This is a genomic window from Mesorhizobium sp. J428 (genome assembly GCF_024699925.1).
In the GTDB taxonomy this organism is placed as follows: Bacteria; Pseudomonadota; Alphaproteobacteria; order Rhizobiales; family Rhizobiaceae; genus Mesorhizobium_A.
Map to the genome: position 1 here is coordinate 4196028 of NZ_JAJOMX010000001.1, position 16156 is coordinate 4212183.

The 16156-nt window shown below is 66.2% G+C and carries 14 protein-coding genes and 1 pseudogene; 12 read left to right on the plus strand and 3 right to left on the minus strand.

The window, feature by feature from the left end:
• Positions 1 to 389: 389 nt before the first annotated feature.
• The 5 genes and pseudogenes from LRS09_RS21065 to rarD all read left to right on the plus strand — a co-directional run.
• Positions 390 to 651: pseudogene (locus LRS09_RS21065) on the plus strand (alpha-isopropylmalate synthase regulatory domain-containing protein); the annotation flags it as partial.
• Positions 652 to 699: 48 nt separating this feature from the next.
• Complete coding sequence (locus LRS09_RS21070; protein ID WP_257808859.1) at positions 700 to 1278, plus strand: hypothetical protein; 579 nt, start codon at positions 700 to 702, stop codon at positions 1276 to 1278.
• 58 nt (positions 1279 to 1336) lie between these two features.
• On the plus strand, positions 1337 to 1738 hold the full coding sequence (locus tag LRS09_RS21075; RefSeq protein ID WP_257808860.1) for a MarR family winged helix-turn-helix transcriptional regulator: 402 nt from the start codon (positions 1337 to 1339) through the stop codon (positions 1736 to 1738).
• Between the two features lie 87 nt (positions 1739 to 1825).
• Positions 1826 to 3121 (plus strand): MFS transporter, encoded by a 1296-nt coding sequence (locus LRS09_RS21080; RefSeq protein WP_257808861.1) that lies wholly within the window; start codon positions 1826 to 1828, stop codon positions 3119 to 3121.
• 136 nt (positions 3122 to 3257) lie between these two features.
• Positions 3258 to 4193, plus strand: coding sequence for an EamA family transporter RarD (rarD, locus tag LRS09_RS21085; RefSeq protein ID WP_257808862.1), 936 nt, complete (start codon positions 3258 to 3260; stop codon positions 4191 to 4193).
• Positions 4194 to 4196: 3 nt separating this feature from the next.
• On the opposite strand, the gene LRS09_RS21090 is transcribed toward rarD, so the two are convergent.
• Together LRS09_RS21090 and LRS09_RS21095 are read right to left on the minus strand one after the other, a co-directional pair.
• Positions 4197 to 5192, minus strand: coding sequence for a CorA family divalent cation transporter (locus LRS09_RS21090; protein WP_257808863.1), 996 nt, complete (start codon positions 5190 to 5192; stop codon positions 4197 to 4199).
• 20 nt (positions 5193 to 5212) lie between these two features.
• Positions 5213 to 5818, minus strand: a complete 606-nt coding sequence (locus tag LRS09_RS21095; protein WP_257808864.1) for a TIGR00730 family Rossman fold protein — start codon at positions 5816 to 5818, stop codon at positions 5213 to 5215.
• 151 nt (positions 5819 to 5969) lie between these two features.
• Here LRS09_RS21095 and LRS09_RS21100 point away from each other — a divergent pair, with 151 nt between their 5' ends.
• The 5 genes from LRS09_RS21100 to LRS09_RS21120 all read left to right on the plus strand — a co-directional run bounded on the left by LRS09_RS21100 (position 5970) and on the right by LRS09_RS21120 (position 11438).
• Complete coding sequence (locus LRS09_RS21100; RefSeq protein WP_257808866.1) at positions 5970 to 7457, plus strand: LysM peptidoglycan-binding domain-containing protein; 1488 nt, start codon at positions 5970 to 5972, stop codon at positions 7455 to 7457.
• A gap of 124 nt (positions 7458 to 7581) precedes the next feature.
• Positions 7582 to 7866 (plus strand): ArsR/SmtB family transcription factor, encoded by a 285-nt coding sequence (locus tag LRS09_RS21105; protein ID WP_374684928.1) that lies wholly within the window; start codon positions 7582 to 7584, stop codon positions 7864 to 7866.
• A gap of 28 nt (positions 7867 to 7894) precedes the next feature.
• Positions 7895 to 9787: an ABC transporter ATP-binding protein/permease gene (locus LRS09_RS21110; protein WP_257808869.1), complete on the plus strand. Its 1893-nt coding sequence runs from the start codon at positions 7895 to 7897 to the stop codon at positions 9785 to 9787.
• 99 nt (positions 9788 to 9886) lie between these two features.
• Positions 9887 to 10585, plus strand: coding sequence for a phosphatidylserine decarboxylase (locus LRS09_RS21115; protein ID WP_257808870.1), 699 nt, complete (start codon positions 9887 to 9889; stop codon positions 10583 to 10585).
• 7 nt (positions 10586 to 10592) lie between these two features.
• Positions 10593 to 11438 (plus strand): phosphatidylcholine/phosphatidylserine synthase, encoded by an 846-nt coding sequence (locus LRS09_RS21120; protein ID WP_257810280.1) that lies wholly within the window; start codon positions 10593 to 10595, stop codon positions 11436 to 11438.
• Here the strand turns inward: LRS09_RS21120 and LRS09_RS21125 are convergent.
• Complete coding sequence (locus tag LRS09_RS21125) at positions 11435 to 13660, minus strand: AMP-binding protein (protein ID WP_257808871.1); 2226 nt, start codon at positions 13658 to 13660, stop codon at positions 11435 to 11437. The genes LRS09_RS21120 and LRS09_RS21125 overlap by 4 nt on opposite strands.
• 310 nt (positions 13661 to 13970) lie before the next feature.
• Between LRS09_RS21125 and LRS09_RS21130 the strand changes: the two genes are divergently transcribed.
• Both LRS09_RS21130 and LRS09_RS21135 read left to right on the plus strand, forming a co-directional pair.
• A complete protein-coding gene (locus LRS09_RS21130) occupies positions 13971 to 15746 on the plus strand; it encodes an SLC13 family permease (protein WP_257808872.1) in 1776 nt (591 codons plus the stop codon).
• A 64-nt stretch (positions 15747 to 15810) separates the two neighbouring features.
• Positions 15811 to 16155, plus strand: a complete 345-nt coding sequence (locus LRS09_RS21135) for a RidA family protein (RefSeq protein WP_257808873.1) — start codon at positions 15811 to 15813, stop codon at positions 16153 to 16155.
• Position 16156: the final 1 nt, after the last annotated feature.

Below are 16156 nucleotides of genomic sequence, written 5' to 3' on the forward strand. Positions count from 1 at the left end.
CAATCACCGAAAACGCTCGAAATATACTATCAGCAACTCAAGAGTCATTACTCTGCATTCGAGGGACAACCCGAGGATGCCGATGACGAATTTGAAAAATATATCTGTAGGGAATACATAGCCCATTCAACCCGCAATGGGCAGAACAATGATCTGAGATCTCACTATCTCCACCTTGCAACCGGCGCGATAGTGCTTAATCTGTTTCCGATATCGATGGCATATCTTATCATTGTAATCACTCAGCTAGGATTTGTGCAATGAGCGACAAGGACAAGGCTCCGCCTCCTCCCCCACCGCCGCCGCCACCTGAGAGACTTATAAAAGACGGCAACAAGCCGGGTACTGCCTAAGGACTAGTCACGAGACCTAGACAATGGCCGATCACCGCGCTGCGCAAGGATTTCGGCCGCTTCCAGGGCGAGATCGCCGACATGACGCTGGTCGACTTCAAGGTGCGCATCCTGAAAGGCGGCACCGAGGCCATCACGCGCGTCCTGGTCGAAAGCCACGATTACACCGGTGCCCCGCTGGTGGACGGTCGGCGTCTCCGACAACATCATCGACGCCTCCTTCCAGGCGCTGATGGATTCGATCGTCTACAAGCTGATGAAGAACCGGGAAATGGCGGGGCTGGTGGCGGCGGAGTGAAAGTGGGAAGATTTGTCCATCGCGTGTCGCAATGATGAGGGTTGAACGATGGGCTCCATGATCTCTTGGATCGCGTTCAAGGACATGTCTGTCACCGAAGCCGCGGTTGCCTTTGGGCTAACCCTGAGCGGGCAATCCGGCGAAGTTTTTGATTACGACGTGAGCGCCACGCGTTCGGGGGACTGGTCGATCGTCGTCTTCAACGACATCAACCTTGACCTTGCCGCTGAAACGGAACTTGCCCGACTATCCCGTCGCGGCGACATCTTGGTGGTCCACGTCAACGAGACTACGATGATGCAGACCAGCGAGCAGTGGCGCAACGGCCGGCAGGTCTGGAGCGTTTGGCATGATGCCCAGATCGACCCCAGGCATCTTGAGGAGGAGGGTAATCTGCCGCCCGCCTATGACGGCATCGAGCGCAGGAGGATGGCCGAACAAGACGAGGAGGATGCTGGGGATGCGTCGGTCGACTTCGTCTCGGAAATTCCGCTCGATTTGGCCGAAGATGTGACCAGGTTCCGGTATGACAGGTCGGATTCCGAGTTCTTCGAACTGGTGCCTGGCGGTGACAGCCTGCCGAAGAAGACCAGCTTTTTCGGAAGCCTAAAGAGCATGTTCAGATAGGGCGTGATTTTCCGTAGCGCATCTTGTCCTAACTGATATGCGGGTATATACCCGCACCATGTCCGGCGACACTTGCCACTGCATGATCCTGCGCAAGGCGGCGCGGCGCGTCTCGGCGCGCTACGACGAGGCGTTGGCGCCGTTGGGCGTCAACATCGCGCAGTTCAGCCTGCTGCGGCACATCAGGCGGATGGCGCCGGTGTCGCTGACGGATCTTGCAGCGCGGGTCGAACTCGACCGCTCGACGGTGGGGCGCAACGCCAAGGTGCTGCAGCGGATGGGGCTCGTCGCGAGTGCAGCCGGCGAGGACCAGCGCGAAGCCGTGCTCTCGGTCACCGAGGCCGGCAGGACGGTCCTGCGCGACGGCGCGCCGCTGTGGGATGGCGTGCAGGACGACATCGAGGCGCGGTTGGGGGAGGGGAAGCTCGAACAGCTGCATCACTTGCTCGCCGCCCTCTGACCGAAGCGGCAGGCGCGCCCGACAGATGGTTTTATAGGTATATACCCGCAAATCCGCCGACCCGGCGAACGGAAAGGAACCGCTCACATGTTCTCCGCAAGCCTGGCCCGCTGGATGGCCGCGCGCGATCTGCACTATGGCTGGGTCGTCGCCGCGACCACCTTCCTCACCATGCTGGCGACCGCCGGTGCAATGGGCTCGGCCGGCGTGATGATCCAGCCGCTGCACCAGGAGTTCGGCTGGGACATTGCCGACATCTCCTCGGCGATGGCGGTGCGCCTGGTCCTGTTCGGCCTGTTCGGTCCCTTCGCGGCCGCCTTCATGAACCATTTCGGCGTGCGCCAGGTCGTCGCGACCGCGCTCGCGCTGATCGTCTTCGGCATTGTCGCCTCCTTCTTCATGACCGAGGTCTGGCAGTTGCTCCTGCTGTGGGGCGTCGTGCTGGGCATCGGGACAGGCATGACGGCGCTGGTGCTTGGCGCCACGGTCGCCGCGCGCTGGTTCACGCAGCGCCGCGGCCTCGTCGTCGGCCTGCTGACCGCCAGCAACGCCACCGGCCAGCTCGTCTTCCTGCCGCTGCTTGCAGCCCTGACCGAAGCCTATGGCTGGCGCACCGCGCTCGCCTTCACGGTGGCGGTCATCGCGCTCGCAATGGTTCTGGTCCTCGCCCTCATGCGCGACTATCCCGCCGATGTCGGCCTGCCGGCCTATGGCGACACCGCGGTGTCGGCTCCGCCGCGGCAGGACCACAGCCTGCTCGCCACGCTCGCCTCGCCGCTTTTGGTCCTGCGCGAGGCGACGGCCAGCCCGGTGTTCTGGGTCCTCTTCGGCACGTTCTTCGTCTGCGGCCTGTCGACCAACGGCCTGATCCAGACCCACTGGATCTCGATCTGCGGCGACTTCGGCATGGCGGCGGTGACGGCCGCCGGCACACTCGCCGTCATCGGCGTCTTCGACTTCGTCGGCACCATCTTCGCCGGCTGGCTGTCCGACCGCTACGACAACCGCTTCCTCCTGTTCTGGTTCTACGGCCTGCGCGGCCTGTCGCTCATCTACCTCTCCATGTCGGGCTTCAGCGCGCTCGAACTGTCGATCTTCGCCGTGTTCTATGGGTTGGACTGGGTCGCGACCGTGCCGCCGACGGTCAAGCTGGCAGCGGAGAACTTCGGCCGCGAAAAGGCCGGCCTCGTCTTCGGCTGGGTCTTTGCCGGCCACCAGCTCGGCGCCGCGACCGCGGCCTTCGGCGCCGGCTATCTCCGCAGCGACTTCGACACATACATGCCCGCGCTCCAGATCGCCGGCCTCATGTGCCTGCTGGCCTCCGTCTCGGTTCTGCTGCTGAGACGTCCGGGAACCGCGGCACCCCTCCCGCAGGCGGGCTGAGCCTCGGGCGCATGCTCCCATATCGCCCCTTGCCCGCCGGCAAGGGGCGATCGGCTTGATCCATCAACGGCTTTCACCTGATCCATCAGCGCTTTGAAATGGCGTGATGCTTCGCAAATGTGCATAAGCCCATGCCATGACCACGGTGACCGACACAGGCGCAGGCGCGCCGCCCGCTGAGCCGGCCCCGTCCGGCGACACGCTGAAAGGCTTCTTCTTCGCGCTGACGGCCTATCTTCTGTGGGGCTTTCTGCCGCTCTTCATGAAGCTCGTGGCGCATCTGCCGACCCTAGAGGTGCTGGCGCACCGCGTCATTTGGTCGGTGCCTATAGCGCTCCTGCTCCTTGTCTGGCTCGGCCGCACCTCCGACATCAGCCGCGCGCTGCGCTCGCCGCGCACCATGATGCAGGCCGCGGTGGCCGCCGCCTTCATCTCGTGCAACTGGGGCATCTATGTCTGGGCGATCTCGGTCGACCGCGTGCTCGAGACCGCGCTCGGCTACTACATCAATCCGCTCCTGACGGTGCTCGTCGGCGCGCTTTTGCTCGGCGAGCGCATGAGCAGGGCGCAGATGGTGGCGATCGGCTTCGCCGTCGCAGCCGTCGCGGTGCTCACCTGGGACGCTGGAGGCCTGCCCTGGGTTTCGCTGGCGCTGGCCGGCACCTGGGCGGCCTACGCCTTCTTCAAGCGCACGCTGCCGGTCGGCCCGGCGCAGGGCTTCCTTCTCGAAGTGCTGATCCTGCTCGTCCCGGCGCTTGCCGTCGCGGCGTGGTTCCAGGCGACGGGGCGGGGGCACTTCTTCGAGCCGGGCGGCTACGAGGCCGTTCTCTTCGTCGGCTGCGGCGTCGTCACCGCGGTTCCGCTGATCATTTATGCCACGGGCGCGAAGCTGCTCACGCTGTCCACCATCGGCATCATGCAGCACATCGCCCCCACGCTCATCTTCCTCATGGCGGTGTTCGTCTTCCACGAGCCTTTCAGCCAGGTGAAGCTCTTTGCCTTCGCGCTGATCTGGATCGCGCTGGCGATGTATACCTGGTCGTTCCTGAGCAGGCGCGGGGCGGCTCGCTGACCCTCAGCCGGGCCCGCCCAGGCGGCGCACGCCCATGAACACCGCGCCGGCGACCGCCACCGCGATCGCAGTCACCAGCCAGAACCCGGCCGACCCGCCTGCAAGCGGAATGCCTTCGACGTTCATGCCGAACAGGCCGGAGATGATCGTCATCGGCATCAGCACGGCGGTCAGCACCGACAGCAGGTAGAGCAGCCGGTTCGACTGCGCGGTCAGCTTCGCCAGCAACTCGTCCTGCAGCAGGCGGGCGCGGGCCTGGATCTGTTCGCAATCGTGGTGCAGCGCGGTGGCCCTGGCCGCCAGCCGCGCCGACATCGCCGCCGCCGGCGAGGGCAGGTCGGCCTCATGCGCATGGTTGAGGTCGCGGAACAGCGTCGTCACCGTGGCGACCTGCCGGTGCAGCAGCACCGCGTCGCGCCGTGTGGCGGTGAGCGCCTCGCGCTCGCCGTGCCAGCTATCGGTGACGATGCGGTCCTCGATCGTGTCCAGCGCCTCGGCGAGCTTGCGGATCTCGGCGTCGAGGTGTGACAATGTCTGCGACACCACCGCCTCGACAAGCTCATAGGGCGAGCGGAACCGCTTGCCGCGCTCGACGGCCGTCCGCGCTGCCTCGACGGAGCGCAGCGGCTGCCGACGTCCGCTCACCAGCGCCGTCTCTGAGACCGCGAAGCGCAGCCGTCCGACCTCGCGCCCGGCGCTGTAGTGCTCGTGGCGCAGGTCCGGCAGCTCGCCGTGCAGCCAGCCGTCCTCGAAGTCGATGTGGCAGCTCGCCTGGCCCGCCAGGAGCGTGGCGCGGGCGGCGTCAGGTAAGCGCGGGTCGCATTCGATCGCGCGCCGGGCGCGCGCATCGGTCAGCGAATAGCTGCGCCAGCTCCACTCGGTCGGTCCGCCCCCGCTCGACAACGCCCCCTCGGCATCGAAATCGAAGGCGAAGACGAGGCCGTCCTCATCGTTCGGGCTGAACGGGGCGCGACCTTGCGCGGCTGCGGAATCGGGCATTCCGCAGCTCAATCACAGATTTACAACCGTTCGATGACAGCCTCGTCGCCCGCCGCGCGGCCCGGCTCTGCGGCGTCCAGGATCGCCGGCACGATCCCGTCGGCCGTGTCCACGACCAGCGGCTGGACCAGATGCCCGGTGTGGACGAAGCCTTCGGCGCGCATGTGGTCGATCAGCGTCAGCATCGGGTTCCAGAAGCCGCCGATATTGCCGTAGACGATCGGCTTGCGGTGCCGGCCGAGTTGCGCCCAGGTCATGATCTCGACGATCTCCTCCACCGTGCCGATGCCGCCCGGCAACGCCACGAATGCGTCGGATTCCTCGAACATCCTGTGTTTGCGCTGGTGCATGTCCTCGGTGATGACGAGTTCGTCGAGCCGTTCCAGCGCGCTCTCGGTGGCTTCCTTGTTCATCAGGAAGCGCGGGATGATGCCCATGACCTTGCCGCCGGCTTCGCGCGTGCCGGAGGCTACCGCGCCCATGATGCCCTTGGTCCCGCCGCCATAGACGAGGCGCAGACCGTGCGATGCGATGGAGCGGCCGAGCGTGCGGCCGGCTTCGAGATAGGTCTCGCCCCGGCCGGGCGAGGAACCGCAATAGACGCAGATGGATCGAATCGTGCTCATGATGACGATAGCCGCCACGACAGGCCGCCAAGGTCAAGGCTCGGCGTTGTCGCTGGCTGCCTTCGGACGACCGGGAAATGCCGCGTTTTCCTTGTCGCAGGTGCGAAAACAGTCTAGACCCGGCGCAATTGGCTAAGGAAATCGCGGGAAGATGCTGTCGACACCGTTGAAGGCATTGCTGGGCGTGTTGGGGTCCGTCGTCGTGGTCGGCGGAGGCGCCTATCTGGGCGGTGCATTCGACCGCTTCATCGCTGCGCCGCCGGCGCAGCTTGCCGCGCTGCCGCCCCCGACCGCGACCGACGGCAAGCCCGGGCAGCCAGCGTCGGTCACGACACCTACCGAGGCCAGGCCGCAGGCGCAGGACAAGCCCGCCGCCACCGTGCCGGGCAACCCCGAGCCGGCGAAGGCCGGCATCGTTCCGCCGAGCTTCGACATCCTGCGCGTCGAGCCGGACGGCTCGATCGTCATCGCCGGCAAGGCGCCGGGCGGATCGAAGGTCGAGATTCTTGCCGGCTCCAAGGTGATCGGCCAGGCCGCCGCCGGTCCGGAAGGCGATTTCGCTGTCGTGGTCGACAATCCGCTGGCTCCCGGCAGCTACCAGCTCGTGCTGCGCGCCACCGACGACGCCAATGGCACCGCCATGTCGACGGAGACCGCGATCGTGTCGATCCCGCAGAAGCCGGATGGCCAGGTGCTCGCTTTGGTGGAGCAGCCCGGCCAGCCGAGCAAGCTGATCACCGTTCCCGAGCCGATGGTGGCGAAGCCCGCCGAGCCGGCCGCTCCCGCACCGGCCAAGCCTGACCAGCCCGCGGCACCTCAGGCGAACCAGAGCGCCGTGCCGGCACCGGCCGCGCCGCCTGCCGAGGCCAAGCCCGCGCCTGCCGAAGTCGCGGTGGCCAAGCCCGAGCCGACGCAACCCGCGCCGAACGACCTGCATGTCGAGGTCAAGGCGATCGAGATCGAAGGCAACAAGGTGTTCGTCGCCGGCGTCGCGACGCCGAAGAAGCCGGTGCGCGCCTATGCCAACGAGCTGATGCTGGGCGAAACCCGCTCGTCGGAATCGGGCGAGTTCCTGATTGAGACGCTGCGCGACCTGCCGGTCGGCGACTACATTGTTCGCGCCGACCTCCTGGCGGACGATGGCCAGAAGGTGCTGATGCGCGCCCAGGTCCCGTTCCGCCGCGAAGCCGGTGAATCGGTCGCCGCGGTCGCGCCGGAGCCCAAGCCGGCTGCCGAAGCGTCTCAGCCGGCATCGCCCGCCGCTGCGACGGACGCTCCGTCAGCGCCTGCGGCCGAAGCAAAGCCCACCGCCGAGCCGGCCGCGAAGCCAGAGCAGCAGGCCTCTGCGCAGCCGCCTTCGGTGACCGCCGAGCCGTTGCAGTCGGTCGACGGCGCCGTCATCATCCGCCGCGGCGACACGCTGTGGCGCATTTCGCGCCGGGTCTACGGCCGTGGCGTGCGCTACTCCACGATCTACCTCGCCAATCAGAACCAGATCGCCGATCCGGACCGTATCTGGCCGGGCCAGGTCTTTGCCGTGCCGGTCAAGACGGACGAGGGCGAGACCGCCGACATGGAGGCGGTCGCCAACCAGAAGGCCAGTCCCGAGGACATCGGCAAGTCCAGCGCCGTTCGCTGAAATCGGGGAATCGTGCGTTTGGGCAGTTGCGTTGAGATCGTTCATCGTCTATCGCCGATGAACGATGAATCTGATCGAACTCCAATCGTCCAAAGCGGCTGCCTTGCCGTGCTCTCTCGACGAGATGGCGCGCCGGCTGGCGGCCTTGGCGCATCCGGCGCGCCTGCGCATCCTGCGCCACCTCTCCGGTCGTGGCGCCTGCTGCTGCAAGGAAGTGGTCGAGCAGCTCGATCTGGCGCAGTCGACCGTCTCCCAGCACCTTAAGGTTCTGGTCGACGCCGGCCTCGTCCGCTTCTCCCCGGAGCGCCAGCGCTCCCGATACACCGTGAACGTCGAGGAAGTGGCGCGCCTGTCACGGGCGCTGTCGGGCTACCTTGATGACTGCAGCGCGACCAACTGCTGCGACTGAAGACAACAAGAAGACCAGGAAACGCACCGTGGCCACCAAGACCGTCTCCGCCGATTCCGGCTCGCTCTGGAAAACACTGCTCAATCTCTGGCCCTATATGTGGCCGGAGGGACGCATGGACCTCAAGTTGCGCGTGCTGTGGGCGACGCTGTTCCTGGTCGTCGCGAAGATCGTCCTGATCCTCGTGCCCTATTTCTTCAAATGGTCGACCGACGCGCTTGCCAGGGACGGCGGGCCGATGCCGGACCTGCCGGCCTTCCTGCTCGCGCCGGTAATGCTCGTCATCGCCTACAACGTGGTGCGCATCGCCCAGTGGGGCTTCAACCAGCTGCGCGACGCGCTGTTCGCCCGGGTAGGCCAGCATGCCGTCCGGCAGCTCGCCTACAAGACCTTCGTCCACCTCCACCGCCTGTCCCTGCGCTTCCATCTCGAGCGCCGAACCGGCGGCCTGTCCCGCGTCATCGAGCGCGGCACCAAGGGCATCGAGACGATCGTGCGCTTCACGATCCTCAACACGCTGCCGACGATCCTCGAATTCGCCATGACCGCCGTCATCTTCGCGGTCGCGTACGGCGTCATCTATGTCGTCATCGTTGCCGTCACGGTGGTGGCCTACACCTGGTTCACCGTCTGGGCGTCCGACTGGCGCATCGCCATCCGCCGCGAGATGAACGACAGCGACACGGACGCCAACACCAAGGCGATCGATTCGCTGCTGAACTTCGAGACGGTGAAGTATTTCAACAACGAGCAGATGGAGGCCGCGCGCTTCGACCGCTCGATGGCGCGTTACGAGGACGCGGCGACCAAGACCTGGACCTCGCTCGGCTGGCTGAACTTCGGCCAGGGCGTCATCTTCGGCATCGGCATGACGGCCTGCATGGTGCTTTCCGCGCTCGAGGTGCAGGCCGGCACCCAGACCATCGGCGACTTCGTCTTCATCAACGCCATGCTGATGCAGCTCTCTGTGCCGCTCAACTTCATCGGCTTCATCTACCGCGAGATCCGCCAGGGACTCACCGACATCGAACAGATGTTCGACCTGCTCGACGTGAAGGAGGAAGTGACCGACCGGCCGGACGCGAAGCCGCTCGCGGTCCAAGCCGGCGCCATCCGCTTCGAGGACGTGCATTTCTCCTACGACTCAAACCGGCCGATCCTCAAGGGCGTCTCCTTCGAGGTTCCGGCCGGCAAGACGGTGGCCATCGTCGGCCCGTCCGGCGCGGGCAAGTCGACAATCTCGCGGCTGCTCTTCCGCTTCTACGACATCCAGCAGGGCCGTGTCACGATCGACGGTCAGGACATCCGCGACGTCACGCAGGAGAGCCTGCGGGCGCAGATCGGCATGGTTCCGCAGGACACGGTGCTGTTCAACGACACCATCCTTTACAACATCCGCTACGGCCGCATGAGCGCCCCCGAGGAGGAGGTGAAGCGGGCGGCCGAACTGGCGCAGATCTCGAAATTCATCGAGACGCTGCCGGACGGCTACCGCTCGATGGTAGGCGAGCGCGGCCTCAAGCTCTCGGGCGGCGAGAAGCAGCGCGTGGCGATCGCCCGCACCATCCTCAAGGCGCCGCCGATCCTGATGCTGGACGAGGCCACCTCGGCGCTCGACACGCAGACCGAGCAGGAGATCCAGGACGCGCTCGACCTCGTGAGCCGCGGCCGCACCACGCTCGTCATCGCCCACCGGCTCTCTACCGTCATCTCCGCCGATGAAATCATCGTGCTGCGCGACGGCCGCATCGCCGAGCGCGGCACGCATCGCGACCTGCTCGCCAAAGGCGGCCTCTACGCGACGATGTGGGACCGCCAGCGCGAGGCGACGGAGGCCGAGGAACGCCTGCGCCGGGCGCGCGAGACCGACGACGACGGCGTGATCGTCCGTCGCCGCACGGCCGAGGTCGCGCAGAGCTGACGAGCCGCCTTCAGGCAACCGCCGCGCGCGCCGTGCGTTGCGACAGGGATGGGATTGGTCTAATCAGTCGCCCTGTCCAACCGGGAGCGGGCTATCGCGATGAGCCTTGTCGACAGCATCAAGAGCGCCATGGTGCCCGTGCACCGGGAAGGCTACCCCTTCATCGCAGGCTTCGGCATCGCGACGCTCGTGCTCGGCCTGGTCTGGCAGCCGCTGTTCTGGATCGGGCTGATCCTCACCGGCTGGTGCGCCTATTTCTTCCGCGATCCGCAGCGCGTCACGCCGGTCGACGATTCGCTGGTCGTCAGCCCCGCCGACGGCATCGTGTCCGCGGTCGGCCCGGCGATCCCGCCGCGCGAACTGGGGCTCGGCGGCGACGAGATGCTGCGCATCTCGGTCTTCATGAACGTCTTCTCCTGCCATGTGAACCGCTCGCCGGTGCGCGGCCGCATCACCCGCATCGAGCACCGGCCCGGCAGGTTTCTCAACGCCGAGCTCGACAAGGCGAGCGAGGAGAACGAGCGCAACGGCCTCGTCATCGACGCGCCGCACGGAACGGTCGGCGTGGTGCAGATCGCCGGCCTTGTCGCCCGCCGCATCGTCTGCTGGGCCGACGAGGGCTCGCCGATCACGGTCGGCGAACGCTTCGGCCTGATCCGCTTCGGCTCGCGCGTCGACGTCTATCTTCCCACCGGCGTCAGGCCGCGCGTCGCTGTCGGCCAGACCTCGGTCGCCGGCGAGACCGTGATCGCCGATTTCAGCGGCGAAGCGGGCTTCCCGCTGGTGCGGGTGTCGTAGTCGCATGATGGAGACACCGTTTCCTCCGTTCGATCCGCATGGCGCGCCGACCCGTCATGGCGCGAAGATCCGCGACATTCCGCTCAGGATGATGCTGCCCAACCTGATCACGGTCCTGGCGATCTGCGCCGGCCTCTCCGGCATCAGGCTCGCCTTCGAGGGCCGCTTCGAGATCGCTGTTATCATGGTGCTGTTCGCCGCCTTCCTCGATGGCATCGACGGGCGCGTCGCGCGGATGCTGAAGGCGACGTCCAAGTTCGGCGAGCAGATGGATTCGCTGGCCGACATCGTCAATTTCGGCGCCGCCCCCGCGCTCGTCCTTTACGCCTACCTTCTCGACCGCGCCGGGCCGATCGGCTGGACAGCAGCCCTTCTCTTCGCCATCGCCTGTGGGCTCCGGCTCGCTCGTTTCAACGTCCAGATCGCCGATCCCGACCGCCCCGCCTGGATGGCGGACTATTTCACCGGCGTTCCTGCCCCGGCCGGCGCGGTGCTGGTCATGCTGCCGGTCTATCTCGGCTTCCTCGGTTTCGAGGCCAATCTCTTCGTCGCCTATCTGTCCTGTGCCTACACCGTGATCGTGGCGGTGCTGCTCGTCTCCACCCTGCCTGTCTTCTCCGGCAAGAGCTCCGGCTCCAGGGTCCGCGGCGATGTCGTCTTCCCGCTGATTCTCGTCGCGGTGTTCTACGTGCTGATGCTGTCGAGCTTCACCTGGGAGACGATGGCGGCGACGGCCGTCGCCTATCTGTTGTTCCTGCCGTTCAGCGTGAAGCTCTATGCGCGGCGGCTCCAGAAGGAGAGGCGCGCGGCGGACATCGCCAAGTCCGGCAAGGCGCCGGCTGAGGAAGCCTAGGCGGTCTTCTCGATCCCGAGGCTCTCCATCGCGATCCGGCGCGCGGTGACGTAGTCGACCTTGCCTGAGCCGAGCAGCGGGATCGCATCGACCGTGATGATCGTGTCCGGCACGATGAGTTCGGCGACACCCGAAGCCTTGCCGAAGGCGCGCAATTCCGATTTCTCGGCCGCGGTATTGGTCGTCAATAGCACGACCTTCTCGCCGCGCTTGCGGTCGGGCACGGCGACGGCCGCATGCCGTTCCTCCGGCCACAGCTGCTGCACCAGAAGTTCCACGGCCCCAAGGGACACCATCTCGCCGGCGATCTTGGCGAAGCGGCGGGCGCGACCGCGGATCGAGAGATAGCCCTCGCGGTCGAAGGCGACGACGTCGCCGGTGTCGTGCCAGCCGTCCGGGGGAGGGGTGACGTTCTCCGCTCCGCGCGTCGAGATATAGCCGCGCATCACGTTCGGCCCTGAGATCCACAGCCGGCCGCCGTCCTCGATGCCGTCCACCGGCTCGATCCGGCTGCGTATGCCGGGCAGCAGGCGCCCGACGCTGCCCTGCCGCGAGTGGGTCCGCGTGTTCAGCGCCACCACCGGCGAGGCCTCGGTCAGGCCGTAGCCCTCGACGATGTCGGCTCCGAACCGTTCGCGCCAGATCCGGCGCGTCTCGGCCTGCAGCGGCTCCGCGCCCGCAACCACCAGCCGCAGGCTGGCGAAGTCGCCGTCGTCCGCGGTCCTCGCATAGGCCGAGAGGAACGTATCCGTCGCAAAGGTGATGGTCGGCCTCACCTTCGCCGCCGTCTCCGGGATCTGCTTGAAATGCAGCGGCGACGGATAGAGGTAGAGCCGCACGCCGTAGACGAGCGGCAGGATCGTCCCGCCGGTCAGCCCGTAGGAATGGAAGGCCGGCAGCACGTTCAGCAGCGTGTCGGCGGGCGTAAAGACGATGCGCGCCTCGATCTGCGCCGTGTTGGAAAGCAGGTTCTCGTGCGTGAGCACCACGCCCTTCGGGCGGCTGTCGGAGCCGGAGGTGAACAGGATGACACCGGGCGCGGAAGACTTCACCGGCGTGACCGGCCAGCGCCACAGCAGGGCTGCCGACGCCTTCTCGAATGCGGTGACCGAAGGCCGCACGTCCTCCAGCCAGAGGAAACGAGCCCCGGCCTCCTCGATCGCGGCGACGATGTCGGCGAGCTGCGCCTTGTCGACGAAGGCGCGCGAGGACACCACGATGCGGACCGCGCCGGCACGGATCGCCGCGGTCACGTTCGCAGGCCCTGCCGTGTAGTTGATCATCGTCGCAACGCAGCCGGCCGACTGCAGGCCGACGAAGGAGGTGACGAGGCCCACCGAGTTCGGCAGCATCAGTCCGACCGCCTCGCCGCCGCTGCTGACCGCGGCGAATCGGGCGCCGAGAACCCGCGCCGCGATCAGCATGTCGCGATAGCTGAGCGGTCCGGAAAGGCCGTCTTCGACGATGATGCGCTCGGGACCGTAGAGCCTCGCCGCGCCCGAAACCGCCGCGAACAGGCTGCGCGGCACGCTTGCCGCGACACGCGCCTCCGCAACCCGGTCGAACAATGCGTTGGACGAGGTGGTCGGCGCGCGGCCGGGCCGGACGATGGAACTGTCGAGCGAGATCGGCTCGAGGGCGGCGATGGTAAGCTTTGGCAGCCAGCGGCGCGGCGCCTCCGCTTCCGGCGCGAGCGACATCGGCAGGTGCCGGCTTCCGCCGATATGGATCGCGACGATGTCCGCCCCCGCCGTCACGGCGATTCGCGCCACGGCGCGGAACAGCCGGAACGACTTGAGGTCGGGCTCGACCGTCTGCGGGAAATAGACCGCCAGCCGCCCCTTGCCCCTCAGATGCCGCACCAGACGCCGGCTGACGAAGACGTGCGAGGCGTTGAACGGGATGGTGCGGGCGAGCGTGCGGAACGGCTCCAGCCATGTTGAGGCGGCAGATTCCTCGTCCAGGATATGCAGCGTGTCATCGGGCAGCAGTGCCAGCATCAGTGCCGGATCGAGCCGCGACTGGTGGCTGATGGCATAGATCACCGGCGCATCGGCCTGGCGGGCGATTCGAATCCGACCGTCCGATATGCGGAAGGCGAGCTTCAGCGGCAGGTAGAGCACGGCCTGCTGGAAGGTCACGCCGAGGCGGTATCCCTGCCAGAGCGCCGTGAGGACGTAGACAACAATCAGTGCGGCGACGATCATTCCGGTCAGGATCATGCCGTTCTCCGAGCACCAAGCTGGCCGCGGCGAGCCGATGCCGCACGTGAGGGGATAGGGTAACGCGATGGGGCCGGGCGTCAATCCGCCTATCCGGGGGGAGCCGGCTGCGTCTACTTGCCGACGACGCTATCTCCCGCCAAAATGTCTGTGGTCCCCTTGCTGCATTGCAAAAAACGTTGATCATTCAGCCGTAGCGGAAGCGTGTCGGATACGCTACGCCAACCGAGCTGCCGCAGATGGTCCAGAGCTGACACAGTGCAACTGTGTCTCGCGCAAGACGTTTTCGGCGATCCTAGGGACATCTGCATTGACCACCGACCAGATCATCGCGCTCGCCGTCGTCACATTGATGATGGGTGCCTTCGTCTGGGGCAGGTTTCGCTACGATCTCGTGGCAGCCTGCGCGTTGCTCGCCGCGGTCGCGGTGGGTATCGTTCCCTACGAAGCTGCCTTTTCCGGCTTCAGCGACGATATCGTCATCATCGTCGGCTCCGCCCTGCTGGTCAGCGCGGCTGTCGCGCGCTCGGGAATCATGGAAGCGGTCATCCAGCGATTCGCGCCTGATCTTGCCGGTGTGCGCAGCCAATTGATCTTGCTGGTTGCCGTGGTGACGCTGCTCTCCGCATTCGTGAAGAATATCGGCGCGCTGGCGATCATGATGCCGATCGCCTTCCAGTTCGCAAAACGTTCGTCGGTCTCGCCCTCCGTCTTCCTGATGCCGATGGCGTTCGGTTCGCTCCTCGGCGGACTGATGACGCTCGTGGGCACATCTCCCAACATCATCGTCTCGCGCATGCGTGCCGAGATCAGCGGCGAGGGGTTCGGAATGTTCGACTTCACGCCGGTCGGCGCCGCGCTGTCGCTGGTCGGGCTGGCGTTTCTGGCCCTGTTTTACTGGCTGCTGCCGTCCCGCACGCGCGCGACCGCGGCTTTGCACGATGCGATCGACATCAAGAACTACATCTCCGAGGCCCGCGTGGCCGCCGATTCCGCGGTCCTGGGCAAGACGGTCGCCGACCTCGTCAAGCTCTCCGGGGGCAATGCGATGGTGACGTCGATCATCCGCAGCCGTGGTCAACGCACCACTCCGCTTCCGGACGCGATCCTCAAGGATGGCGACATCCTGCTGCTGGAGGGCGACCCGGAGGCGCTCGACCGGCTCACGACGAGAGGCAGGCTCAAGCTCAGCGGCGACCGACGCGAAATGCGTAACAGAGGCATGGCTGAGATCGGCGCGGTCGAGGCCGTGATCACCGAAAGTTCGTTTCTCGTCGGCCTGTCCGCACAGCGGCTGGAACTTCACGACCGCTTTGGTGTCAACCTGCTGGCCTTGAGCCGCATGGGCGAACGCATCACCGAGAGGGTCGGCGAAACGACGCTCCGCGTCGGCGATGTCATCGTTCTGCAGGGCGACCGCGAACGCCTTCCTGAGATCTTGCGCGAACTCGGCTGCCTTCCGCTGGCCGAACGCCCGATCAAGCTCGGCAGCGTAAGGCGGGGGCTGGTGCCGCTTCTCATCCTGCTCGCCGCCATGAGCGCGACCGCGCTTTCGATCGTGCCGGTGCCCGTCGCCTTCTTCGGCGCAGCCGTTGCGATGGTGCTGTTCAGGACCATCCCGGTGCGCGACGTCTACAGCGCGATCGACGGCCCGATCCTGGTCATGTTGGCTGCGCTGATCCCGGTGTCGGATACCCTTCGTTCCACCGGGGTCACAGACCTCGCAGCGGCCGGACTGGCCGACATTGCGCAGACTCTTCCGGCTTGGGGTGCGCTAGGCCTCATCCTGGTCGCTGCGATGGCGGTGACGCCGTTCCTCAACAATGCCGCGACGGTGCTGGTCATGGCACCGATCGCCGCGGGCTTCGCCAGCGGCCTCGGCTACCGGCCCGATGCGTTTCTCATGGCGGTGGCCATTGGCGCGGGATGCGATTTCCTCACCCCGATCGGCCACCAGTGCAACACGCTGGTCATGGGGCCGGGTGGCTACAAATTCTCCGATTATCCGCGGCTCGGCCTGCCGCTTTCCGTGCTTGTCGTCCTGGTCGCAGTGCCTTTGCTGCTGATGGTCTGGCCTGTAAATTGAACTTCCCCTTGCGGTCATTTTCGGCTTGTCCGATAAGCGCACCGCAGGAAGCATGGAGATTGAAATGACCATCCGCCGTATCGAAGCCGGGCCGCGCATGAGCCAGGCCGTTGTCCATGGAAACACGGTCTATCTCGCAGGCCAGGTCGGCACCCCCGGCAAGAGCGTGGCCGAGCAGACGGCCGAGGTTCTGGCGAGCATCGACCGGCTTCTGGCGCTCGCGGGCACGGACAAGTCGAAGCTTTTGACCGCACAGATCTGGCTCGACGACATGCGCGACTTCGCCGAGATGAACGGCGTATGGGACGCCTGGGTCGACAAGGCCAACGCACCGGCGCGCGCAACAGGCGGCGCCCCGCTCGCGACCTCTGGTCACCGCGTCGAAATCATCGTCTCCGCGGCCGTCTAGG